This window comes from uncultured Algibacter sp., assembly GCF_947490405.1.
Taxonomy (GTDB): domain Bacteria; phylum Bacteroidota; class Bacteroidia; order Flavobacteriales; family Flavobacteriaceae; genus Algibacter_B.
In genome coordinates this window covers 753476-778543 of the sequence record NZ_CANLGU010000002.1, presented here as the reverse complement: position 1 = coordinate 778543, position 25068 = coordinate 753476, and the positions used below count along the sequence as shown (strand labels likewise).

The 25068-nt window shown below is 33.3% G+C and carries 24 protein-coding genes; 9 read left to right on the top strand and 15 right to left on the bottom strand.

Annotated features, from left to right (window positions below):
* The 3 genes from Q0772_RS07340 to Q0772_RS07330 all read right to left on the bottom strand — a co-directional run bounded on the left by Q0772_RS07340 (position 1) and on the right by Q0772_RS07330 (position 3083).
* On the bottom strand, positions 1 to 183 hold the full coding sequence (locus tag Q0772_RS07340; RefSeq protein ID WP_298342196.1) for a CPXCG motif-containing cysteine-rich protein: 183 nt from the start codon (positions 181 to 183) through the stop codon (positions 1 to 3).
* Positions 184 to 248: 65 nt separating this feature from the next.
* Positions 249 to 1073, bottom strand: a complete 825-nt coding sequence (locus Q0772_RS07335) for a Two component regulator three Y domain protein (RefSeq protein ID WP_298342193.1) — start codon at positions 1071 to 1073, stop codon at positions 249 to 251.
* 99 nt (positions 1074 to 1172) lie between these two features.
* Positions 1173 to 3083 carry an ATP-binding cassette domain-containing protein gene (locus Q0772_RS07330; RefSeq protein ID WP_298342189.1) on the bottom strand — a complete coding sequence of 637 codons (1911 nt, stop codon included), beginning with the start codon at positions 3081 to 3083 and terminating at the stop codon, positions 1173 to 1175.
* 117 nt (positions 3084 to 3200) lie between these two features.
* Here Q0772_RS07330 and Q0772_RS07325 point away from each other — a divergent pair, with 117 nt between their 5' ends.
* On the top strand, positions 3201 to 3584 hold the full coding sequence (locus Q0772_RS07325) for a DUF983 domain-containing protein (protein ID WP_298342187.1): 384 nt from the start codon (positions 3201 to 3203) through the stop codon (positions 3582 to 3584).
* Positions 3585 to 3718: 134 nt separating this feature from the next.
* On the opposite strand, the gene Q0772_RS07320 is transcribed toward Q0772_RS07325, so the two are convergent.
* From Q0772_RS07320 to Q0772_RS07270, 11 genes are all read right to left on the bottom strand, one after another.
* Positions 3719 to 4759: an FAD-dependent oxidoreductase gene (locus Q0772_RS07320; RefSeq protein ID WP_298342185.1), complete on the bottom strand. Its 1041-nt coding sequence runs from the start codon at positions 4757 to 4759 to the stop codon at positions 3719 to 3721.
* 132 nt (positions 4760 to 4891) lie between these two features.
* Positions 4892 to 5782 carry a gliding motility protein GldN gene (gldN, locus tag Q0772_RS07315; protein ID WP_298342183.1) on the bottom strand — a complete coding sequence of 297 codons (891 nt, stop codon included), beginning with the start codon at positions 5780 to 5782 and terminating at the stop codon, positions 4892 to 4894.
* 65 nt (positions 5783 to 5847) lie between these two features.
* Positions 5848 to 7413: a gliding motility protein GldM gene (gene gldM / locus Q0772_RS07310; RefSeq protein ID WP_298342181.1), complete on the bottom strand. Its 1566-nt coding sequence runs from the start codon at positions 7411 to 7413 to the stop codon at positions 5848 to 5850.
* A 54-nt stretch (positions 7414 to 7467) separates the two neighbouring features.
* Entirely contained in the window at positions 7468 to 8106 is a 639-nt protein-coding gene (gene gldL / locus Q0772_RS07305; RefSeq protein ID WP_298342178.1) for a gliding motility protein GldL, read from the bottom strand.
* 86 nt (positions 8107 to 8192) lie between these two features.
* The gene (gene gldK / locus Q0772_RS07300; protein ID WP_298342445.1) at positions 8193 to 9563 is read right to left on the bottom strand and encodes a gliding motility lipoprotein GldK; all 1371 of its coding nucleotides are present in this window, start codon (positions 9561 to 9563) and stop codon (positions 8193 to 8195) included.
* A 158-nt stretch (positions 9564 to 9721) separates the two neighbouring features.
* A complete protein-coding gene (locus Q0772_RS07295; protein WP_298342175.1) occupies positions 9722 to 10888 on the bottom strand; it encodes a formimidoylglutamase in 1167 nt (388 codons plus the stop codon).
* A gap of 6 nt (positions 10889 to 10894) precedes the next feature.
* Positions 10895 to 13402: a type I DNA topoisomerase gene (gene topA, locus Q0772_RS07290; RefSeq protein WP_298342170.1), complete on the bottom strand. Its 2508-nt coding sequence runs from the start codon at positions 13400 to 13402 to the stop codon at positions 10895 to 10897.
* 105 nt (positions 13403 to 13507) lie between these two features.
* Positions 13508 to 14431: a lipid A-modifier LpxR family protein gene (locus tag Q0772_RS07285; protein ID WP_298342168.1), complete on the bottom strand. Its 924-nt coding sequence runs from the start codon at positions 14429 to 14431 to the stop codon at positions 13508 to 13510.
* A 135-nt stretch (positions 14432 to 14566) separates the two neighbouring features.
* Positions 14567 to 15352 carry a hypothetical protein gene (locus Q0772_RS07280; RefSeq protein WP_298342165.1) on the bottom strand — a complete coding sequence of 262 codons (786 nt, stop codon included), beginning with the start codon at positions 15350 to 15352 and terminating at the stop codon, positions 14567 to 14569.
* A 108-nt stretch (positions 15353 to 15460) separates the two neighbouring features.
* Positions 15461 to 16684: a hypothetical protein gene (locus tag Q0772_RS07275; protein WP_298342163.1), complete on the bottom strand. Its 1224-nt coding sequence runs from the start codon at positions 16682 to 16684 to the stop codon at positions 15461 to 15463.
* Positions 16685 to 16717: 33 nt separating this feature from the next.
* Positions 16718 to 17167 carry a hypothetical protein gene (locus Q0772_RS07270; RefSeq protein WP_298342160.1) on the bottom strand — a complete coding sequence of 150 codons (450 nt, stop codon included), beginning with the start codon at positions 17165 to 17167 and terminating at the stop codon, positions 16718 to 16720.
* A 330-nt stretch (positions 17168 to 17497) separates the two neighbouring features.
* Here Q0772_RS07270 and miaB point away from each other — a divergent pair, with 330 nt between their 5' ends.
* From miaB to groL, 8 genes are all read left to right on the top strand, one after another.
* Positions 17498 to 18946: a tRNA (N6-isopentenyl adenosine(37)-C2)-methylthiotransferase MiaB gene (gene miaB, locus Q0772_RS07265; protein ID WP_298342157.1), complete on the top strand. Its 1449-nt coding sequence runs from the start codon at positions 17498 to 17500 to the stop codon at positions 18944 to 18946.
* Between the two features lie 4 nt (positions 18947 to 18950).
* On the top strand, positions 18951 to 19292 hold the full coding sequence (locus Q0772_RS07260) for a hypothetical protein (RefSeq protein WP_298342153.1): 342 nt from the start codon (positions 18951 to 18953) through the stop codon (positions 19290 to 19292).
* 45 nt (positions 19293 to 19337) lie between these two features.
* Entirely contained in the window at positions 19338 to 20609 is a 1272-nt protein-coding gene (locus Q0772_RS07255; RefSeq protein WP_298342150.1) for a sigma-54 dependent transcriptional regulator, read from the top strand.
* Positions 20610 to 20666: 57 nt separating this feature from the next.
* Positions 20667 to 21176, top strand: a complete 510-nt coding sequence (locus Q0772_RS07250) for an LptE family protein (RefSeq protein WP_298342147.1) — start codon at positions 20667 to 20669, stop codon at positions 21174 to 21176.
* A 2-nt stretch (positions 21177 to 21178) separates the two neighbouring features.
* Positions 21179 to 22111 carry a hypothetical protein gene (locus Q0772_RS07245; protein WP_298342145.1) on the top strand — a complete coding sequence of 311 codons (933 nt, stop codon included), beginning with the start codon at positions 21179 to 21181 and terminating at the stop codon, positions 22109 to 22111.
* A complete protein-coding gene (secG, locus tag Q0772_RS07240; RefSeq protein WP_298342142.1) occupies positions 22111 to 22470 on the top strand; it encodes a preprotein translocase subunit SecG in 360 nt (119 codons plus the stop codon). Before Q0772_RS07245 ends, secG begins: the two co-directional genes overlap by 1 nt.
* Positions 22471 to 22639: 169 nt before the next feature.
* Complete coding sequence (locus Q0772_RS07235) at positions 22640 to 22915, top strand: co-chaperone GroES (RefSeq protein WP_298342140.1); 276 nt, start codon at positions 22640 to 22642, stop codon at positions 22913 to 22915.
* A gap of 98 nt (positions 22916 to 23013) precedes the next feature.
* Positions 23014 to 24645 carry a chaperonin GroEL gene (gene groL / locus Q0772_RS07230; protein WP_298342137.1) on the top strand — a complete coding sequence of 544 codons (1632 nt, stop codon included), beginning with the start codon at positions 23014 to 23016 and terminating at the stop codon, positions 24643 to 24645.
* Positions 24646 to 24711: 66 nt separating this feature from the next.
* Here groL and Q0772_RS07225 read toward each other — a convergent pair whose 3' ends face one another.
* A complete protein-coding gene (locus Q0772_RS07225; protein WP_298342134.1) occupies positions 24712 to 25065 on the bottom strand; it encodes a ribose-5-phosphate isomerase in 354 nt (117 codons plus the stop codon).
* Positions 25066 to 25068 lie beyond the last annotated feature (3 nt).

The following is a 25068-nucleotide window of genomic DNA, read 5'->3' as shown; positions in this document are numbered from 1 at the left end:
TTATTGTTCGATACTATCTGCTTGAAAGCCCACTAATTCTGTATTAATAAATTCAGAAGTTACTTGTATTGGGTTACAGCATACCTCACAATCTTCGACATAAGATTGTTTTGAAATAGAACTATCAAACAACATAGAAATAGATTCCCAACAATGCGGACATGTAAAATGGTGTTCTATCATGATATAAAACTAAAAAAGCCATCATACAGATGGCTTTTAAACTAACTAATTTTATGAAAATTTATTTATTCTTTTTCAATATCCATGGTTGCAGTAGCATTTTGCAACTGTAATTGCATCAATGTTGGTGGGTTTTTACCAGAAACAGTAATGTATTCCTTATTTAAATTATTATCACTCACCATCATGGTATTTAACTTAGTTAAATTCATAAACTCTTGAGGTAAGTCTCCTGTAAACTGATTTGTAGACAGTAACAATTCTTCTAAATCTTTTAATTGAGCCAATTCTGCTGGTATTTCACCATCCATTTTATTATCCATCAAACTAAGCTTTTGTAATTTTGATAAAGCATAGATATCTGTTGGAATTTGTCCTGTTAAATAATTACTACCCAACAACAACTCTTTTAAGTTTGTTAAACCCATTAAAGAAGAAGGTATTTCTCCAGTAAATTTATTACTGTATAATTTTAAAGATTCTAGGTTTTTTAACTCACCTAACTCTGAAGGAATATTTCCTTCAAATCTATTCATAAATAACTCAAGTGATTTAAGTTCTTTTAAGCTACTTAAAGATGTAGGAAGCTCGCCCTGTAATTTATTGAATCCTAAGTTTAAAACTTTTAGATTTGAGAGATTACCTATTTCTTGTGGTAACTCTCCGTTTAAGTTATTAAACTGTAAATTTATTTCAGTAACTCTGTTATTTTCAATTTTAACACCATGCCACTTGTCAACTGATGCATTTAAATCCCATGAGGAATTCCATTCAGCACCGTTGGTAGCATTATATAATGCGATTAAAGCATTTTTATCAGTTGAAGATACATTAGCAAAAGCATACGCTGTAACTAAGAAACAAACGACAAGTAATTTTAAAGACTTCATGTTTTTGGTCAAATTTGGGATTAATTCTTGCACGAATATAGGCCGAAACCAGACAAAAAACTATTTTTATCGATAAAATACACTAAATTTTAACATTTTTTAATCGACAAACTGCTCAATTTCCAGTTGAATGACCTCCCATTTACTCATCAACTCTTGCAAATCAGTCTTTTTTTTCTGATAATCGTCGAAGAAATTAGGCTTAGAAGTAGCCTCTTCATAATTAATTTCAAGTTCAAAATCTATATCTTTAATAGCTTTTTCAAGCTGATTAATTTTAGATTCTACATTACTCAACTTGTTATTCAAAGATTTTAACTTTTTTTGATCTTCATACGACTGTTGTTTTTTTTCCTTAGGTGTTTCCTTAACCACAGTTCGTTTTTCCACTTCACGTAAACTCTCTACTTTACGCTGATCTAGGTAATAATCAATATCACCTAAATATTCTTTAAGCTTATGGTCTTTAAACTCATAAACAATATTGGTTAAACCCTGAAGAAAATCACGATCATGCGATACTAAAATCAAAGTCCCTTCAAATCGCTTTAAAGCTTCCTTTAAAACATTCTTAGATTTTATATCTAAATGATTCGTAGGCTCATCCATTATAAGGACATTAAAAGGTTGTAACATCAATTTAGCTAGTGCTAATCGATTACGCTCTCCACCAGAAAGCACACGTACATATTTTTCAACCTCGTCTCCTCTAAACAAAAACGAACCCAAAATATCTCTTACTTTACTTCTATTTGTTTCGTTGGCAGCATCAATCATGGTATCGTGCACAGTCTTGTTACCATCTAAATACTCCGCTTGGTTTTGAGCAAAATATCCTATCTGAACATTATGCCCTAATTTAAGGTGTCCATCGTGCTTTATATCACCAACAATAATTTTAGCTAATGTAGATTTTCCTTGTCCATTCTGTCCAACAAAAGCCGTTTTACTATCACGTTCAATTAACAAATCAATATCCTTTAAAACTTGATTATCGCCATAGTTTTTTGAAATTGTTTCAGCCTCTACAACAACTTTCCCTGGAGTAATAGAAACAGGGAAATTAAGTGTCATCACACTATTATCATCCTCATCAACCTCAATCCTATCAATTTTATCAAGCTTTTTAATAAGCGACTGAGCCATTGTTGCTTTTGAAGCTTTCGCACGAAACTTCTCTATTAACTTTTCAGTTTGCTCAATTTGTTTTTGCTGATTTTTTTGAGACGCCAATTGCTGCGTTCTTAGCTCTTCACGCAACACCAAGTATTTAGAGTACGGTTTTGGGTAATCATAAATACGCCCCAATGATATCTCGATAGTTCGATTCGTTACGTTATCCAAAAACATTTTATCGTGCGATACAATAACAACAGCACCTGCATAATTTTTTAAAAACCCTTCTAACCAAATAATAGATTCAATATCCAAATGGTTTGTAGGCTCATCTAAAAGTAAAATATCATTATTCTGCAATAAAAGTTTTGCTAACTCAATACGCATACGCCAACCTCCAGAAAACGTGTCTGTAAGTTTTTCAAAATCTTTTCTCTGAAACCCTAAACCTTGTAAGATTTTCTCAGTATCCCCTTGATAATTATAACCACCTAAAATTTCGTATTGATGTTGCAACTCATTAATATCAATCATTAATTGATTATAAGCTTCACTTTCATAATCCGTTCGTTCTGCCAACTGATTATTTACATCGTCCATTTTAGCTTCTAAAGCCTTAATCTCAGTAAAAGCCTCATACGATTCTTCCAAAACTGTTCTACCAAAAACAAAATCAATATCCTGTTTTAAAAAACCAATTTTCAATTCTTTATCAGTGGCTATTTGCCCTGTATCGGGTTCCATTTCTCTAGATAAAATTTTAAGCATCGTAGATTTACCTGCTCCATTCTTTCCAATTAGGCCAATTCTATCCCCGTTACCTAACTTAAAGGTAATGTCTTCAAACAGATATTCTCCTTGAAATGAAATCGATAAATTATGAATGTTCATCATAGAAATGTAACTTTTATCACAGTGCAATATCTATTAAATAGTATTTTTGCACTAAGTTCTCGATTCTATTTCGAGAAAACCTTTTAATATTTAGCTTGCAAAAATACATTAAATAATATGTTAAAAAAAGGCTTAAAGTTATATAGTATTCTCAATGGCTCTTGCCCAAAATGTCACGAAGAATCCATGTACAAAAACACAAACCCTTATGTGCTTCCCGAGGTTTTAGACATGCACAACACCTGCTCAAATTGTAAAACTAAATACAAAATAGAACCCTCGTTCTTCTATGGTTCCATGTACGTTAGTTACGCCGTAGGTATCGCCTTTGCCACAGCTGCATTCGTTATCTCATTCTTTTTATTTAATGCTAGTTTAATGCAGGTATTTATAGCCATAGTAATTACACTAATCATTTGTCTTCCAATTATATTAAGGCTTTCCCGAAATATTTGGATTAACTTTTTTATGAGTTACGATAAATCACTAGCAAAAAAATAAGGTTTTGGGCGTTACCTAAAGGTCGGGCTTTCACTACTCAATCCCTCCTTCGTCGGGTATTTCAAACATACCGTTCAATCCCTAACGCAAGCCAACCTCATCATTATAAAATAGGTTTAGCTTTTTATTTTCCATTAAACAAACCTGTTTATATCAATCTCGACATCCAAAGGTTTATTCTGCTCAATAAGGTTATAAAGCGCTTTAGCAACATAAGGGCCAATCATAACACCTCGTGTTCCAAGGCCATTTAAAACAAAAATATTATTGTAATCTTGATGCATACCCACCAAAGGCCTTCTGTCCTTAACTGTAGGTCTAACACCAGCAACTTGGTTAACAATTTTATAAGAACAACTTATAAGCTTATCTAATTTACTTAAAAGCGTATCCTTTGCTTTGTTAGTAGGCGTATTAGTTAAATCTTTCCATTCGTAAGTTGCTCCAACGATATATAAATCATTCCCCATCGGAATTAAAAAAACACCTGCTTTCAAAACAAAATCAATCTTTAAATCTGGCGCATATATGGTTAGCAACTCGCCCTTTACAGGATTTAAAGGTAAATCTTTAAAATAAGGGTTTTCCTTAACTCCAAAACCTTCAGCAAAAACAATATGTTTTGCATTAATGTTTTTATAACTAATTCCTGCGTTTTCAATTTGCAAATTATTGTAATCAAAAGGGCTCTCAAATAATAGTTTATTATTAATCAAATCTCTTTTATAGGCTTCAATCATAGTTTTAACATCAATACGTCCGGTTTCTAAAACCTTTCCATACCCATAAGGCGCATTAACAAAGTCATTATTATTTTTTATAATTTGTGTTGAAAGATATCTTGAAAGCAGAGGCTTGTCTGAAGCTGTAAACCAATCATTCTGTTCCTCTAACGAGGCAAATTTCCTGTAAACTGGAATCTTATAATCTAATTTTACATCTAGCCTTTTTTCGATATTAGTATAAACTGGTAAAGCTATATCCAACTGTTCGGTGCTTTTCCAAACCGATGTAAATCGTTTTAAAACCACTGGATTATACAAACCACCAGCTACTGTTGAAGATTTTTGCGAAGCATCATCAAATACTGCAAAAGATTTATTGTTTGCTCTTAGCTGCTCACAAAAACTTATGCCAGCAATACCTATACCAACTACAATGTAATCTAATTTCATAATTACGTACGAAGATAAGTAGATTTTTACTTAACTTTTTAAGGTTTCGACTGCACTTAACCTAACATATTAATAAACAAAAAACGCTCACTTTAAAAGTGAGCGTTTTTTTAATATATTTATCATTATGGCTTAATACGTCCACATATCTAATTCAAAGTCTCTAATTTTATCTTTAATTCTTTCAGACTCTAATAACTGCATTAAAGCGTTTTGAGATACATATTCTGATATCGCTCTATCACCTTGTACATTTTCTTCTCTAAAAATATACCCTTGAAAACGTCTTGCATTTAATACATGATCAAAAGAAAATGGCATAGAGCTATTCTCGTTATTAAAAGATTTAGCTTCATGAAGCACCTCTCTAGCATCTGGAAAAAACACCCAGAATAAAGGCACTAAATCTGGCTCAGAATCATCAATAAAGTTAACATCTGGTGCCACTGGAGCAATACCTAATAAACGGTATTTCATTTCCGCTTGACGCTTATCAAAATACCAAAGCCCTTTAATGTGATACTCTTTTATATCAGCAGAAGTAATTTCTCTTTTATTAATATACTCTGCAGATAATTCTTCACCAGCATTAATTTGTTCAATACCCAACTCTGTGGTATCAATCATAGTTAATGCAGATTCAATATCTTTTAACGTTCGTTTTGTTGTAAAATAAGAATCATCATAAATGTTCTTTATTTTCCCATTTTTAATGTTCTTCATAAGTACATCGTACAACGATCTTCTGTCACTACCAATATTGTTTGTATCTATTGGATAGTACAATGGAAAGTTAGCTCGCTCATCAAGAACAACTTTTTCCCAAGTCATCTTAGAAAACAGAATATCTCTATCATCAACGTAACCGTATTCTAAAGGTTTATCATTGTCTACTGCTTTCTGAGCCTCTGTTCTTACACCAATTTCCTCAGGGCTTTTAGCATTAAGAATATTTGCTTGTGCAATGATACCAGACACTGTAAAAACAGTTGTTAGGGTTAATAAAAAACGTTTTAAGTTCATTTCAATTTTATTTTACATTATGAATATTAGAGATATTCCTTAACAGAATATCTCTAATAGTTTTTCTAGTTTGTAAGCTCAACAAAAACTGGTGATACTTTTTTAAGTATTACACTTACACCACTAGCTTTTGCTTCGATGTCAAATATTTGAACTCCAGATCCACGTTTAGCTTTTGCTAAAGCTTTCTGCGCTCTACTATCTAACTTGTTTCCTTTTACATTTATTGTAGGTTGTCCAGGAACTTTAAATTTAAATCCTGATACACGTAATGGTAATTCAAAATCAAAATCATCAAACTTAGCACCAATAGTAGAGATTTTAAGACTGTTACGTTGCATTTTAATAGCACCATCTTCACCTCTAATTGTTCCTGTAGGTTTTGGTAAATCTTTAATTCTAAACTTAGCATTATCTGGAACTTTTTTCCCATCAGGTAAGGTAGCTGTAACATTAATTGTAACTTCTCTACCTTGAATTCTGGTAGCGTCCATTACGTATTTACTACCTGAAACTCGTGATAATCCTTGAGCACTTGCAGTAACTTTGTTATCTGGAACACCAGCAAATGAAATAGTCATAGGGTTTTTAACACCTCTATAAACTACATTCATTTTGTCTGCAGAAATAGTAGCGGAGTTAGGCCTTGCAACAGTAGCAAACTTTTGATAAACATCAACAGGTTCTTCTTTCCCGTCTTGGGCAAAAAACAGTTTTCCTTTGATTGTATGTTCTCCAACCCCACCTGAACTTACTTGTAACTTTACTTTTCCTCCTTCTAGTGTAAAATCTTTATCTTTTACAAGTTTTCTACCATCAAGTGTTAATTCTACTCTACTAGGCTTTGTAGATTCATCTGTACGACCTAAAACAATTTCACCATCAAATCTTTCTCCATTAAAGTAAGCTGATTTAGAAGTTTCCATTAAAGTTGAATAATTATCCATTGCAACTTGATTTGCAAGCTCTCCTGCTAGCATTTTTGATAGTACTTCAGACTCCGTAGTTTTAATATCAGCTTGAAGCTGTGTCATTTTAGTTAAAGACGCTACTAAAGGGAATCCTTTGTAGTGGTAGTCTAACCAATCTACTTTGATGCCATCTCTATTCACTTCTTGTTCTGTATTAAACTTATCTTTAACTTCTTTAATGATGGGTTCCATACCTTTTTCACCAGATAAGATTTTTACAACACCATCTCTAAATCCATTGATTTGATTTAGAAACTCTTGTCCATCTTCTTTTAACTTGTCTCCTTTAAAGAAATTTTGATCAAGGTAATCGCCTTTATCCATAATCTCATAATCTCTAGCATCATCAAGCTTAGCGGTCATTTTTCCTTTTAATTCTTCTAAATATCCATCAAATTTATGCGCTAGGGCATCTATTTGGTCAGCTTTAGCTTTTAAAGGCTTGTATTTTTCTGGTTGATCTGAAGCTTTTACAGCTAAACTTTTTACAAAATCAGCATTTCTTGCTTCAGTTGCTTCATTAGATTCAGTAAGCTTCTCGTTCATTAATCCGAAGGCTGAAAGCACTTCTTTTGACATATTTAAAGCTAGCATTGCTATAAATATTAAATACATCAGATTAATCATCTTCTGTCTTGGTGATAAATTATTTCCTGCCATGTGTAATTAGGTTTTTTTGGTTAATTAATAGTAATTTGGGATTAACTCACCTAATTATTTATTCATTGCAGATAACATTCCTCCATAAACACCATTTAATGATGATAAGTTAGATGCTAAAGATTGCATTTGCTCTTTTAACTTAGCAGCATTTTCAACAGACTCGTCGTTAATTTCAGCTTGTTTACTGATGCTTTCTAATTGTACTTTATATAAGCTGTTTAAAGATTCCATTTGAGCTGCAGCTAATGATAATTCTTCACCATATTTCTTACTAGCTTCAATTGAATCTACTGTAGAAGACATGTTTTTAGCTGCACCTTCGAAACCTCTGATGCTTTCTCCTAAACTAGAAATTAATTCACCATCGATTTTTGCTTCTTTTAATAAGTTATCTAGTTTTTGAGATAATAACCCTTGGGCATCTTCATTACCTGCCTTTTTAGATGATGCTTGTCCTCCAGCTAATTCTGGATATACTAAAGACCAATCTAATTCATCATCAACAGGTTCAAATGCTGATAATGCAAATATAATTGCTTCTGTTACTAGACCAATGGTTAACATTACGTTACCTGTTAACGGTCCTATTTCGAAATGAATAATCTTGAATAGTGCACCAACGATTACAATTGCTGCTCCTAATCCGTACGCCATATTCATGAATTTCTTACTTGCTTTTGACTTTGCCATAATTTTCGGTTTTTAATTTTAAGTAGGTTTTTGTTACTTAAGTAGGTTAATTAATAGTATTTATTATTATTGATTTGAATTAAAGTTTATTGCCCGTTCTGTGTTACTGCTGTCCCCATATAATCTTGAACGGTTCTGAAACCTATATAACTCCTTGCAGAATCTGCATATTCGTAGTCTCTTGAACTTACTTGCAAAAAGTAAGCTACATCTTTCCAAGATCCCCCTCTAACGATTTTACGTTTATTATTTGAATCGTTTACACTTGGATTTATGCTTGATGTGTATTCATATGATGAAGGATCGTAAGAAGCATTCACCCACTCTGACACATTTCCTGCCATATTGTACAGATTATAGTCATTAGGCTCATAACTCTTTGCCTCTACAGTATATAGTGCTTGGTCTGCTGCATAATCACCTCTTACAGGTTTAAAATTTGCCATAAAACATCCTCTATCACTTTTTGTGTAAGGCCCTCCCCATGGATAAGTTGCTGCTTGAAGACCTCCTCTTGCGGCATATTCCCATTCTGCTTCTGATGGTAATCTAAACGTATTTACCATTTGTGCTCCTTTTTTAGCTTTCTGGTAGGTGTTTTTCCATATTGTTCTCCACTCACAAAAAGCTTTAGCTTGTTTCCATGTAACTCCTACAACAGGATAATCACTGTAAGCATCGTGCCAAAAATAATCGTTATGCATTGGCTCATTATATGAATATGCAAAATCTCTAATCCAAACTGTAGTATCTGGATAAACTTCTACTTCTTCTTTAATGATGACATCTTTACGCTTTACGCCTCTGTTTCGAGCTGCTTCTTGAATATCCATATGATTATACTGGAACTTAAATTTAGTAACATCCCATGTACGTTGTCCATTATAAGATTCTTCTAAAGGTAGATACATAGTGTCCATTACTTCAGCATAGTATTCATCTAGATATTCACCAGTATCAAAAATTAAATCTACATCTTTATTAATTTTTCTTCCCTCATAGCCTGTTGGCCCTAAACCAGTGTAATTATCATACATGTATTTTTCATACACCGACATGTTTTCTGGATCTGCATCACTAAAAGCAAATTCACCTATCGTAGCTTCATCAGCTTGGGTTAAACCAACCTCATCTGCCAAAATAGCTAATCGCATTCTTACAATAGAATCTCTTACCCAATTTACAAATTGACGATATTCACTATTGGTAATTTCAGTTGCATCCATATAAAAGGCTCTAACAGTAACCGTTTTTGATGGCGCATCTTGAACACCAGCTAAATCATCATCTGCCTTACCCATAATAAAGGCTCCGCCTGGGATAAGCTCCATGCCATAAGGCTTTTCTGGATGCCATTTTTTTCCTCGTACACCAACTAGTTCACCTCTATCTTTAGAGCCGCAACTTGCTAGCATTGCAAATACTGTGGTTAATAATATAAACTTCTTAATATCCATAGAAAACTTGAGGTTAATTATTTTAAGCTTCATTTTTGAGAGCGTAAACATATTTATATATTTTTAATAAAACAACTTTTTATCTAAAAAAATAACATTTCATCGTGAAAAATAAGCATTTCACCGATGAAATTGGTAGTTAGACTATACTTTAACTTTTACACACTATTCTTCTGTAATGCTTTATACCAGCGTTCTGGCACCTTATTATTACAGGCATCAATGTAATCTTGATGCATGCAAGGTAATAACGTATGTCTTTTTAATTTATTATTGACTTCTGCTAAAAAAGGAATTTCAATCCACCAGCGCCCAGTTTTATTACTCTTATAGAATACTAATTCCTGTGATTCAACTAAAGTGATATACTTTTGATAGCTTCTATCATCCGAAAAATCATCATCTTTAACTCTAAAGTTAACACCCTCAATAAAATACCATAATATTTGAGCCACTAACATAGATGTGAGTTCATCATCTTTTGAAGGTTTGTATTCATAAATACCAAATGATGACACCTTATTGCTTATACCCGCATAACGAGCAATAGCACAAATTTCTTTTCCATCTAAACCGTTAGGTGAATACTTTTGTTTCGAACTTACCTCTGAACCTTTTACCGAATCTAAATCAATACTAACTATGTTAGCATCTCTTAAAACAGGCTCAACAATTGTAATATCATTTGAAACCTCACCAAGACGATACGATTCAAAATACAGATTGTCCATCAAATCAATTTCTTCTTGCGAATTAAAATAGGTTTGATAACCAATTGTAGCGTAATTAAATAAATTATAGGGTTGTTCTAAAATAATTTTTCCAACGAAACTATTATTCTTAATAGGCTTAGTAGAATCCCCTAAATTAAACTGTGCATCAATATTCACAACATTAACCATAGGAATTAAAGCATCGTAAGCTCTGTAGTTAGCATAAGTAAGATCTTGAGAACCGCCAATTACTACTGGTATAATATTCTTTTTGACCAATATAGTTATAGCTTCTTTTAAGGCAAAATATGTGTCTTCTACACTTTCACCTTTATAAATATCTCCCAAATCTGCTATAGAGGTATTCCAACTACCTGGAAAAAGACTATAAAACGATTTACGAATTTCATCTAACTGAAACGTTTCTCCTATATAATTAATATCATTTCTGTTCTCTAAAACTCCAAAAATAGCAACTTGCACACCATCCAAATCTGGCATACCATTTTGCGTTGAGTGAATTTTTATTTTCCGTCCGAGTGCTTGAGCCTGTAGTAGCTCGTTATGTGCTAAAACCGAATCTGAAACTGGGGATAAAAAATTAAAATTCATGTATTGTTATTTCTTTTTTGCTGGTGCCTTCTTTTTGGTTGCGGTTTTTCTTTTAGCAGCCTTCTTCTTTGGCGCATTAGCTTCAATAATTGCTTTAGCTTCTTCCAAAGTCATTTCTGAAACATCAACTGTTTTTGCAAGCTCAACTTTTACTTTTCCTTTGATAACATTATGTCTTCCCCATCTCGCTTTTTCAACACGTATACCTTCATCTTCCCAGTTGTGAATAACCTTATCAATTTCTTTCTGAATTTTCACTTCGATCAACTCTACAATATCTTCATCAGATAAATTATCCCAATCGTATTTTTTGTTGACGTTAATAAACATGTTGTTCCATTTTATATATGGACCAAAACGTCCTTTACCTTTTTGAACAGGCAAATCTTTATACATATAAATAGGAGCATCTGCTTTTTGCTTTTCTTTAATCAAAACAATAGCATCATCTAACTCAACACTTAAAGGATCGACTCCCTTTGGTAAGGACACAAAGGCAGCTCCAAATTTTACATAAGGCCCAAAACGACCATTATTAACTTGAACTTCTTCTCCTTCATAGTTACCTAATGTTTTAGGAAGCTGAAACAAATCCATAGCTTCCTCATAAGTAATGGTATTTAATTGTTGATCTGGACTTAAGCTAGCAAACTGTGGTTTTTCTTCATCATCAACGGTTCCTATTTGAACCATGGGTCCAAACTTCCCTAATCTCACACTAACTCTTCTTCCTGTTTTTGGATCCTCTCCTAAAATACGTTCACCAGATTCTCTATCAGCATTTTCTTTAACATCTTCAACTACAGGATGAAAATTCTTGTAAAAAGACTTCATCATTTTAGTCCAATCTTCATTACCTTCAGCTATTTCATCAAAATCAGCTTCAACTTTAGCCGTGAAATTATAATCCAAAATAGTATCAAAATGATTCACTAAAAAATCTGTTACAATCATGCCAATGTCTGTAGGCACTAATTTGCCTTTGTCTGAACCTACTTTTTCAGTAAGCACTTTTTCCTTAACAGTACCTAACTGTAACTTTAACTGAGAGTAATTACGCTCTTCCCCTTCTACGGTTCCTTTTTCAACATAATTTCTATTTTGAATGGTTGAAATTGTTGGCGCATAAGTAGACGGACGCCCAATACCTAGCTCTTCCAGTTTTTTTACTAAAGAAGCCTCTGTATACCTTGCTGGCGGACGTGTGTAACGTTCTGTGGCTGTGATGTAATTGTTGAGCAATGTTTCATTGGTTTTCATTGCTGGTAACATACCATCTTGCTCAATATCTTCGTCATCAGTCCCTTCTAAATATACTTTTAAGAATCCATCAAAGGTGATAACTTCTCCGTTAGCACTGAAAGTTTCGTTATGCGTAGAGGCGCTTATTTTAACATTGGTTCGCTCTAACTGAGCTTCACTCATTTGTGATGCAATAGCACGTTTCCAAATTAAATCATATAACCTTGCTTGATCTCTATCTATATCAACTGAATGTGTTGCAAAATTTGTAGGACGAATAGCCTCATGCGCTTCTTGTGCACCTTTAGCTTTTCCTTTGTAATTCCTTGGCTTACTATAATTATCACCGTAAGCTTCTTTTATTTCAGCTTCAGCCCCTTTTCTAGCTTCATCAGACAAGTTTACACTATCTGTTCTCATATAAGTAATTAAACCAGCTTCATAAAGGCGTTGTGCCATCGTCATGGTTTTACTTACAGAAAAATATAATTTACGGGATGCTTCTTGTTGCAATGTTGATGTTGTAAACGGAGCTGCGGGAGATTTTTTTGCAGGTTTCTTTTGTAAATCTGCTACTTTAAAATCTGCAGTACCATTTTGCTCTAAGAATTTTTGAGCTTCAGCTTTTGTTGAAAAATTCTTTGGAAGTTTAGCCTTAAACGTTTGCCCATCTTCATTTGAAAATTCAGCATCAATTCTATATGAAGCTACTGGGGTAAACCCTTGTATTTCTCTTTCTTTTTCAACTATTAATCGAACTGATACCGATTGTACACGACCAGCTGATAAACCACCTTTTACTTTTCTCCATAAAACAGGCGACAACTCATAACCTACAATTCTATCTAAAACACGACGTGCTTGTTGTGCATCAACCAAATCGTAATCGATACCTCTTGGGTTTTCAATAGCTTTCTTAATTGCTGATTTAGTAATCTCATGAAAAACAATACGCTTAGTCTTGTCTTTATCTAATTTTAAAGTTTCAGCTAAATGCCATGCAATTGCCTCTCCTTCTCGATCTTCATCACTAGCCAACCAAACCATTTCAGCTTTTTTTGCAAGATCTTTAAGCTTTTTTACTACAGCCTTTTTATCTTTTGAAACTTCGTATTTTGGTTTAAAGTCTCCATCAACATCTACCCCTAATTCCTTAGAAGGTAAATCGGCAATATGCCCAAAACTAGATTCTACTTTAAAATCTTTCCCTAGGAATTTTTCAATGGTTTTTGCCTTAGCAGGTGACTCTACTATTACTAAATTCTTCGCCATAAATCAATTTTTGAAGCTACAAATGTATATGAAAAAAAGTTTATCTGCCTAATTTATCTATATTTTACAGAATCTTAATGTGAAAAATTACGCTTTTTAAGATGCTTACAAAACAAACCCAAAAGTAAATACACCAAAAGCATGCGATTTAGATAATGGCGTTTCTTTGGTATTGTAATTATATTCCAACTTGAAAAAATTTCGTTTTGTTCTTAAAACCCCTCCAAATTTCAAATTAAAGATATGCTTTTCTGCAATTGTTGTAAACGGATCGTTAGACTTAAAAGGACTCCCTTGAATTAAGGTATTTAATAAAACATATTTATAACCACCACCTAGAAAACCAAAAAACTCTTTACTGCTATTTGAAGCTATAGCAGCTATTCGAGATGAATTTTGAAATGTGTTAATTTTTCCAAAGAAAACATACACATTGTTTTCTAAAAAGGTATCCTTACTACCTATACTGAGGGTGACTTCATTTTGAAAATTACTCCATGCATTTAGTTGAAAATCGTTCACTTGAGAAACTTTAAAATTAAAAAGCCACTTATATGCAATTTCATCAACCCAGGTTGGTTTACTATCAATATTTAATAAATCATGAAATGCTATTTGCAATTTACCAGCCAATGATTCTTCTCCTGTTATTCCAGATTCAATAGCTAAAAACAAAGCGGATTTATGTTTTATTTTAGCCAATTCTATTTTTCCAAATAACCATCCAGCATAAGGACGATCTAAATCATTTACATTAAAAGAATTAAGATTACTTGGAGTATAGGTCTCGTTACCAAACGAAATATTTAACTGTAGCTTTTCATTTTGTTTCTTTTTTAACAAAAAATTATTTAGCAGATTCTGCCTATACGTTAAATGAATGCCATTGGTATAATATTTATCCTGAAGCACAAACTTATCATTACTTATCTTGATTTCTAACTGTTTGTTTTGAGCTACCAAAAACTGTAAACAGCAAAAGATTAGTATGTAAATAATTCCACCTTTAAAATCAAAAAAATTAAACAAAAAGTTATGTTTTGCGAATAATAAGATTATCTAGCTTCAGCATAATCTATAAATTACCTCTCATTAAAAAATACTTATAATGTAACTGTAGTCGTAATTAGTTTATAATCCTATCTTAACACAACTATGCGAGAACTAGTATTCATCTGCTACACCAATCTTTTCAATTTCATCATTATCATCAAAACCAATAGTCTTTTTGTATATTAAATAAATTGGATGATACGTAAATGCGGCAGTAAAAAACAAGCCTATACCACATAAAATATAACCAACTATATTTGACAAAAGAGACGAAACAACTATTAATCCAAATGATAACAACCATTTTTTATTCCCTAATTTAAAGCTCACCTTTACTATTTCGCCTATGGTTAAATCTGGGTTATAAGCAAAAATCGCTGCGAAAAAAGATAGCGGAACAATCATATATATTAATGGTATATAACACAATAAAGCTGAAGGTATCGCAATTAATATTGAAACCAACATGAGCATAAACGTTTTAGATAAATATTGTTTTTTTACAAAATAAAAGAAATCAGATGTGGCCACTGTTTCATTATAATCTAACTTTCTCATAATTCTGTAAAATCCCGCATTAATGGCAACTGTAACAGCACCTGCAACTAAAGCTCCTACTATTACAAAAATGATATATAAAACAGACATGCTTGCAAAAAAAGTTTCAAAACCATCAGTATCAGCATAACCACTTTCTTGTTGCGCAATAACAGCTCCAATAAGAGGCACATAAAACACTATAATCAAAGGCAACATTATCAACATTGTAAACAAAATCATCAAAAACCCTTGTAACCAAGTCTTTTTAAATAATTCTATTGACTCACTGAAGATAGTACCAAAATCTAATTCTTTAGCTCGCTCAATTTTCCCTAATAACTTTTCTACTGTATTCATTTCTTAATTTGGTTAGATAAACTATACGTAATTCTGATTATTAATATGTTACAATTATAAACAAAAAAATCTGCCCGAAGGCAGATTAAAAACAACATTTATTTAGTTTTAGTCTAGTTTGAATGAGCTAATTAGCTCAATGTTGTTTTCCAAATATTTGTATTGATATAAAGTCTCTCCTCCTATCATGATCAAACTATTATCTAAAGGAATAACATCGGTAGCTTGCACATCTTGTAGTGTTTCTACCAACTTTAAATCTTTTGGTGTTTCACGTTCAAATAGTTTTAAACCAGCAGTACCGTCGCAAACATAAAGCATATCGTTTCTAACACCCAAACCATAAGGATTTTCCAAACTATATCTTTCTGCTAATACAGGATTGGATTTATCACTGATATCTATCACCTCCAAAACACTTTCAATTTGCCCACAAAGATTACCGCCTCGTAACGTTAAATATGCATAATCTCCATCAACTACTACAGGATCACAACCTTCCCAATGCACAAACTCTGAAACAAACTCTGGATCCGATGGGTTATCTAAGCTATAAATATACATACCGTTTGTACTTCCAAGATACAAATACCCTCCAGCCTGAAACATAGTTTCAATATTCCAACCCGCATATTGAGTGTTAGCGAGCAAAGGCTCTTTTAAATTTTGAATATTAAAAATAGCCATTTCGTAGTTTCCTACAGCATACAAATAATTATCAACTATTTGAAACCTAGCTAAAGAACCTCCAGTCCCTGTTGCAGATTCTGCTCCAGAACTTAAAGGCACAACATCGTTTGTAACAAAATCAATGCGTGAATTATCAACTTTCTTTCTACGCTCTGTAGTTACAGTCCACCCAACAATAATATCTTCTTCAAAATCATATTTTCCGTATTCAACAGCTTGAGCTTCTGTAGGGATATCTAAATCGTATACATTAAAAACATCTTCTAAGCGCTCTACAATAGTCACATTATTGATATCCGAAATATCAAAAACCACTAAATCGGTAGCACTATCAGCATATAAAAAATTATCTTTCACAGATATATCCTCATTACCAGGAATTTCAATAAACTTAATAGCCTGAGGTGCTTCAGGGTTTGAGTTATCAATAACATGAATCCCAGCATCCACATCGCCAACAAAAATATAGTTGTTGTAAACATAAATTTTACCCGGTTCCTCAATAGCTTTTGGAGCAACAATATCTACCGAACTTCTAAAAGCTGATTTACTCATTAATTGCGGCGTTGCAACCTGTACAAATTCATAGTCATCATCATCATTCTTGTCACAAGACAAAAATCCAATAAATATTAGGGACAAAAAAAGGTACTTTAATTTCATAATTTAAATAATTTAGTATATATAATTTAATGAGCTATCAAACCCGTCGATATTTAAAATAATTTCACCACTGTCATGAATTCTAACGGGTGTTAAGTCAAAAGAAGTTGTTCTTTGAAAAAAGGCCTCACAATCTTCATTATTTACCAGTTGTAATTTTAAAAAACGTTGCTCAGGCAAAGACTCTGCAATAGCGCCAGAATCTACTAATTCAAACTCCCAAGTACCCCCATCACAGCCAGAGGCCCCAATTTCAATAATTAAACAATCATCAATTATTTCAGCACTAACAAATTCAAATGTTGCAGATTGAAAATCCTTATATAAATCTGCATCAATAATGGTTTCGTAATCACAAAAACCATAATTAATCTTTGGCTCATCAATGTCTTCACAAAGCACATTCATCGAACAAAACATAATTCCTGTAGCAAAAGATACTTTTTTAAGCAGATTCTTCATTTAGGGCAAGTTTATTATACTATAGATACAAAAACTCAGGTAAGGTTGCGTATAAAAACCAATTTTTTAAAATATTATGGCGCATCCCTTAAGGGTCGGGCTTTACGTTACAAGTCCTCGCGCTCCCGATAGCAATCGGGAACGCTGTGGGCTTTCCACTGCAATCCCTTGCGCACCTATTCGCAGCTGTGTTTTATTAATCATAAATTCTGTTCTAACCCCAAAACCACAAAAACTTCTTTCAAAAAATCAAACTGCCACTTTGTCATAAAACACAAATTAATTGTATCTTTGCATGCTTATTGACTCAGTAGAGTTATCAATCAATTTATGGAAAAGACAATAGACGAAAACAAACAAGGCCAATCTTTAGTGTTAGAACAAAAAGAAGGCAATAATCGTAAACTTTTTATCGAAAGTTATGGTTGTGCTATGAATTTTAGCGACAGCGAAATTGTAGCTTCCATTATGACAGAGCAAGGTTTTAATACCACTCAAAAATTAGAAGAAGCCGATTTAGTTTTAGTAAACACCTGTTCTATTCGAGACAAAGCTGAACAAACTGTTCGTAAACGTCTTGAAAAATATAACGCTGTAAAACGCGATCACAATCCAAAAATGAAAGTTGGTGTTTTGGGCTGTATGGCAGAACGTTTAAAAACAAAATTTCTTGAAGAAGAAAAAATTGTTGATTTAGTTGTTGGCCCCGATGCATATAAAGATTTGCCAAACCTTTTAGCAGAAGTAGATGAAGGCAGAGACGCTATAAACGTTATTCTTTCAAAAGAAGAAACTTACGGAGATATTGCCCCTGTTAGACTTAACACTAATGGTGTTACCGCTTTTGTATCCATTACCCGTGGTTGCGACAATATGTGTACGTTTTGTGTTGTACCCTTTACAAGAGGAAGAGAGCGTAGTAGAGACCCACAAAGTATCCTTGAAGAAATTAATGACCTGTGGAATAAAGGCTACAAAGAAATCACCTTGCTTGGACAAAACGTAGATAGCTACTTATGGTATGGTGGCGGACTTAAAAAAGATTTTGAAAAAGCCAGCGACATCCAAAAAGCCACATCTGTAAATTTTGCAAAACTATTAGAGTTGTGCGCCAAAACACAACCAAAGATGCGTATTAGATTTTCAACATCAAATCCTCAAGATTTTACTTTAGATGTTATAGAAACCATGGCTAAATATCACAATATTTGCAACCATATACATCTACCTGTACAAAGCGGCAATAATCGTGTTTTAAAAGAAATGAACCGATTACACACACGAGAAGAATATATGACGCTAATAGATAACATTAGAGAAATAATTCCTAATTGCGCCATAAGTCAGGATATGATTGTAGGTTTCCCCACTGAAACTGATGACGAATTTAAAGATACCGTTTCGCTAATGGAATATGTGAAATACGATTTTGGATATATGTTTACCTATTCTGAGCGTCCAGGAACACTAGCAGAACGTAAAATGGAAGATGATATTCCTGAGCCTGTAAAAAAACAACGCTTAGCAGAAATTGTTGAATTACAACAAGAACACAGTGGTTATAGAACACAGCAAAACTTAAACACAGTTGTTGAAGTGCTTATTGAAAAGACATCTAAAAAATCAGATGCACATTGGTCTGGTCGTACACCACAAAATCTTGTGACTGTTTTTCCTAAGGAGAATTATAAAATAGGCGATTTAGTAAACGTAAAAGTTAACGATTGTACTACCGCAACACTTATAGGTGAGGCTGTTGGGTATTCAGAGAATAATTAGCAGTATGTCAGAATTCAACTTTAACAATAAAACATTTTCACTTTTAGAGAACTCTGAAAACGGAACAGTGAATTCTGAGACCATTTTTAAATATAAACAAGAGGGCAGTTTAGTAACCGCTAATTATTCTGGTGGCACCATTAAATATGGAAAAATAATTGCTCACTTAAGTAACAATACACTCAATATGTTATACCAATGTATAACAACAGAAAACGAATTAAAAGCAGGAAAAGCCCTTGCTCAAATAAGTTTAACAAGTACAAATAAAATAAAGTTAACACTTAATTGGGAATGGCTGGATAACAAGAATGAAAGTGGAGTTTCTGAATATATTGAGCATTAAAAATGCTTCCCGTATGTATAGGGAATAAAAAAGAAGATTAATTACATGGAATCAGTTCAAGCTATAAAACAACGTTTTGGGATTATTGGAAACACACCATCACTAAACAGAGCTATTGAAAAAGCGATTCAAGTGGCGCCAACTGATATTTCAGTTTTAGTAACTGGAGAAAGTGGTGTTGGTAAAGAAAGTATCCCTAAAATCATACACCAATTATCTCACAGAAAGCATAACAAGTACATTGCTGTAAACTGTGGCGCTATTCCAGAAGGCACCATAGACAGTGAATTGTTCGGACATGAAAAAGGCGCCTTTACAGGAGCCACTCAAACCCGTGCAGGTTATTTTGAAGTAGCCGATGGCGGTACTATTTTTTTAGATGAAGTTGGAGAATTACCACTAACAACCCAAGTGCGCCTTTTACGCGTTTTGGAAAATGGAGAATTTTTAAAAGTGGGCTCCAGTAAGGTTCAAAAAACCAATGTAAGAATAGTAGCTGCCACCAACGTAAACATGCATGAAGCCATTCAAAAGGAAAAATTTCGTGAAGATTTATTCTACAGATTAAGCACTGTAGACATCAATTTACCTCCTCTCAGAGAACGGCAAGAAGATATCCATTTACTATTTAGAAAGTTTGCTAGCGATTTTGCACTCAAATACAAAATGCCAACAGTAAAGCTTACCGATAATGCAATTCAGGTTTTATTAAAACATCGCTGGGGCGGAAACATTCGTCAGTTACGAAACATTGCAGAACAACTTTCGGTTTTAGAACAAAATCGCACTATAAGTGCCTCAACACTCCAAGGGTATTTACCAGCTTCATCTGAAACAAATTTACCTGCTATAATTAAAACATCCAAATCTGAAAGTGATTTCAGTAGTGAACGTGAAATTCTATACAAAGTTCTTTTTGATATGAAAAGCGACTTAAACGACTTGAAAAAGTTGACAATGGAATTGATGAAAAATGATAACACTAAAGATGTTAAAAAAAATAACGAGGGGCTGATTCAGAAAATTTACGGTGACAATGATGATGATGCCGTTAATTATGAAGAAACCATTGAAAACAATGATATTATAGCCATTCCTGAACATTCTCCTACTGAAGAGGACACAGCTCCAACTCAAGATAAATACTATTTTGCTGAAGAAATTCAAGAGGAAGAAACATTATCCCTTCATGATAAAGAACTAGAATTAATCAAAAAATCGCTTGAACGTCACAACGGAAAACGTAAATTAGCAGCAGCCGAGTTAGGCATTAGTGAACGTACATTATATAGAAAAATTAAACAATACGATTTATAAGATAACGTTTAACTTGAGAAAACAATTAGTCTACTAAATTTTAGGAATCTAATAAATATGAAAAAAAATATTATATACCTTTTTCTTTTAACTTTAAGTATTACTTTTTTTGGTTGTAAATTCTATTCTTTTACGGGAGCTTCAATTCCTCCTGGAACAGAAACCTATCAAGTCAATCGTTTTGAAAATACAGCTTTATTATTTGAACCAGGATTAGATCGTGATTTTAAAATAGCTCTTGAAGATTTGATTCAAAACCAAACCAATTTAACACTTGTACCTTCTAAAGGCGATTTAGTTTATGAAGGCGAAATAACAGAATACAGAATCTCTCCTACTACAGCAACATCTGACAACAGAGCTGCACAAAACAGACTAACCATTACAATTAAACTTCGCTTTTTTAACAGAAAAAAAGTTGAAGATGATTTAGAAAAAAGCTTTTCATTCTTTTTTGACTACGAAGGCAGCCAGCAGCTAGTTGGCTCACAAAAAACTACCGCTCACGAAGAAATTTTTGAGCGTATCACTCAAGATATTTTTAATGCTACATTAGCTAAATGGTAAAAATGGATCAAACAGGTTTTACAAATATTCTTCAAAACCCTCAAACAATTTCGCATGAGCAAACTGAAGGCATAAAATCAATTATTAAAGATTTTCCTTATTTTCAACCTGCAAGAGCCATCTATTTAAAGGGACTAAAAGATCAAGGCAGCATATCCTACAACCAAGAGCTAAAGACCACTGCAGCCTACACTTCAGACAGAAGTATCCTTTTTGACTTTATTACATCTGACGCATTTATTCAAAATGAAATCTCAAAATTCATCAAAAAGAACACTGATAATTTAAAAGATATTAATATTGATATCGAGGACATTTCAGTACTAAAAAAAGTCACAATTGATGACAAACTTAAACAACATATAAAAGAAACAGATGGTGTTTTAGATCCTTTGCTTTTTCAACCCAAAGAAGCACTACCTGAAAAAAACCCTAGCTTCATTTTAGATGAATCTGAAGCCATAGAAAATGTTACTGAACACACAAAAACCCAAGAAGTCACTGCTGAAGATATATTGAATCTGGGAAAACCGCTTCAATTTGACAAAAAGGAAACACATTCTTTTAATGAATGGTTGAAGCTTACAAGATTTAAACCTATTGAAAGAAATACTCATGAAAAATCCGCTGAAACTAAAACAACGCTAGATAAAGCTAAGAAGTTTCAACTTATAGATAAATTTATTTCTGAAAATCCAAAAATAAGCCCCGTTAAAGCTAGTACACAAAAAGTGAATTTAGCCAAAGCTCAAATGATACAGCCTGAAGCTTTAATGACAGAGACTTTAGCACGTATTTATGTTGAGCAAAAGAACTACAAAAAGGCTATTCAATCTTATAAGATTTTAAGTTTGAAATATCCAGAAAAAAGTAGTTTCTTTGCAAACCAAATTAAAGCGGTAGAGCAATTACAAGAACAAAACAATAAAGAATAATGAGCACGTTTACAATATTTTTAATCCTTATCGTGGTTGTAGCATTTTTGCTAGTAGTAGTAATCATGGTGCAAAACCCTAAAGGTGGTGGATTATCTTCATCTTTTGGTGGCGGTGGCACCCAACAATTGGGTGGTGTAAAAAAGACAACTGACTTTTTAGACAAAAGCACATGGACATTAGCAACCTTGTTACTAGTATTAATTTTAATATCTAACGTTGCTATAGATAGAGGTGGCGCAAGTGCAGATTCAAAAGCATTAGATCCAGACGCACAAACAACACAACCATTACCAAGTACCACACCTTTACCTGCAACCAATAATACTGCAACACCTGCAGATTCAACTGGTATCTAAAAATTAAAATAAATAAAACAAAATGCCAACTTTTAAAAGTTGGCATTTTTTGTTTCTAGCTAATTTAACAAATCAAGGTCTGCAAGTTTGTCAGTTACCAAGTATTGGCACATTTTTAGCATAACGCTTAAGCGTTAATTATAACTTTAAAATCAAAAATATACAACACATGGCATTAAACATTAAACCACTAGCAGACAGAGTTCTTATTGAACCTGCTGCAGCCGAAACAAAAACTGCCTCTGGAATTATTATACCAGACAACGCAAAAGAAAAACCTCAAAAAGGAACCGTTGTTGCTGCTGGACCTGGCACTAAAGACGAACCTATTTCGGTAAAAGTTGGCGACACTGTTTTATACGGTAAATACGCAGGAACAGAACTAAAACTTGAGGGTAATGATTATTTAATCATGCGTGAGAGCGATATTCTAGCAATTATATAATTACACCAGTCATTCCGCACTTGATGCGGAATCCAATAAAATTCAACAAAAAGTTAAATAGATTCCTGCCTTCGCAGGAATGACAAAAAATTTAAAAAATGGCAAAAGATATAAAATTTGATATTGAAGCACGTGATGGTTTAAAGCGCGGTGTAGATGCATTAGCCAATGCTGTAAAAGTAACTTTAGGACCTAAAGGGCGTAATGTAATTATTAGTAAAAGTTTTGGAGCACCACAAGTCACTAAAGATGGTGTTTCTGTAGCAAAAGAAATCGAACTAGAAAACGAGCATGAAAATATGGGTGCTCAAATGGTAAAAGAAGTAGCTTCTAAAACTAACGATTTAGCTGGTGATGGAACAACCACCGCTACCGTTTTAGCACAAGCAATTGTAAAAGAAGGTTTAAAAAATGTAGCTTCTGGTGCTAACCCAATGGATTTAAAACGTGGTATTGATAAAGCAGTAGATGCTATTACTTCTGACCTTGAAAAGCAAGCTAAAAAAGTTGGTAATTCTTCTGAAAAAATAAAACAAGTAGCAGCTATTTCGGCTAACAATGATGATACTATAGGCGAGTTAATCGCTCAAGCTTTCGGTAAGGTTGGAAAAGAAGGCGTAATTACTGTTGAAGAGGCTAAAGGTATGGAAACGTACGTTGATGTTGTTGAAGGGATGCAATTTGATAGAGGATACCTATCACCTTACTTTGTAACCGATTCTGATAAAATGGTAGCAGATTTAGAAAATCCATACATTTTATTATTCGATAAAAAGATTTCTAATTTACAAGAAATTCTTCCAATATTAGAGCCTGTAGCCCAATCTGGTCGTCCTTTATTAATCATTGCTGAAGATGTTGACGGACAAGCTTTGGCTACTTTAGTAGTTAACAAATTAAGAGGTGGACTAAAAATTGCTGCTGTAAAAGCACCAGGATTTGGAGATAGACGTAAAGCTATGCTTGAAGATATTGCCATCTTAACTGGAGGAACTGTTATTTCTGAAGAAAGAGGATTTACTCTAGAAAATGCAGATTTAAGTATGCTTGGTACAGCTGAAACTGTAACCGTAGATAAAGACAACACAACGATTGTTAACGGTTCTGGAAAAGCTTCAGATATCAAAGCACGCGTAAACCAAATAAAATCTCAAATAGAAACAACTACCTCAGATTACGATAAAGAAAAACTACAAGAGCGCTTAGCTAAATTAGCAGGTGGTGTTGCTGTACTATATGTAGGTGCTGCTTCTGAAGTAGAAATGAAAGAAAAGAAAGACCGTGTTGATGATGCTTTACATGCAACTAGAGCTGCTGTAGAAGAAGGCATTGTTGCTGGTGGTGGTGTTGCCTTAGTGAGATCTAAAAAAACCCTTGAAAAGATAGAAACGGATAACCTTGATGAAACTACCGGTGTTCAAATTGTAAATAAAGCAATCGAAGCACCTTTAAGAACAATTGTAGAGAATGCAGGTGGTGAAGGTTCTGTAGTTATCAATAAGGTTTTAGAAGGCAAAAAAGATTTTGGTTATGATGCCAAATCTGAAGAATATGTGGATATGCTTAAAGCAGGAATTATAGACCCTAAAAAAGTAACACGTATCGCATTAGAAAATGCAGCATCTGTAGCTGGCATGATTCTTACAACCGAGTGTGCTTTAATCGATATTAAAGAAGATGCTCCTGCTATGCCTCCAATGGGAGGTGGCGGCATGCCAGGGATGATGTAGTAGTCAAGAACCTCTACATACATATTATAACAAGAACGCTTCAATTAATTTTGGAGCGTTTTTTATTTAATTAAACCAAACTGCATAACGCTTTCTTCTTAATTCTAACGCTAAGAGTTTCTCTATTTTTAGAGCTTCTTGTCTTGAACTTACAGGGTTAATATGATTATACAAACTGGGCCTTAAATAAGAACCATATTTCTCTACAATACTAGAAGATATTTTATAACCTTTCTTATTTCTATAACCCGTTTTGTGTTGAATAAATCGTTCTTTTGGTGTTTTACTAGTCATACCAACATAGAGACATTCTAAAACACCATTAAACTGCGGGTTAGCTGCTCTAAACTTAGCATTTTCAGTAAATACACGTTTCGATAATTCAATAACATAAATTTGATATTGCACTTTACTTTTCATTTA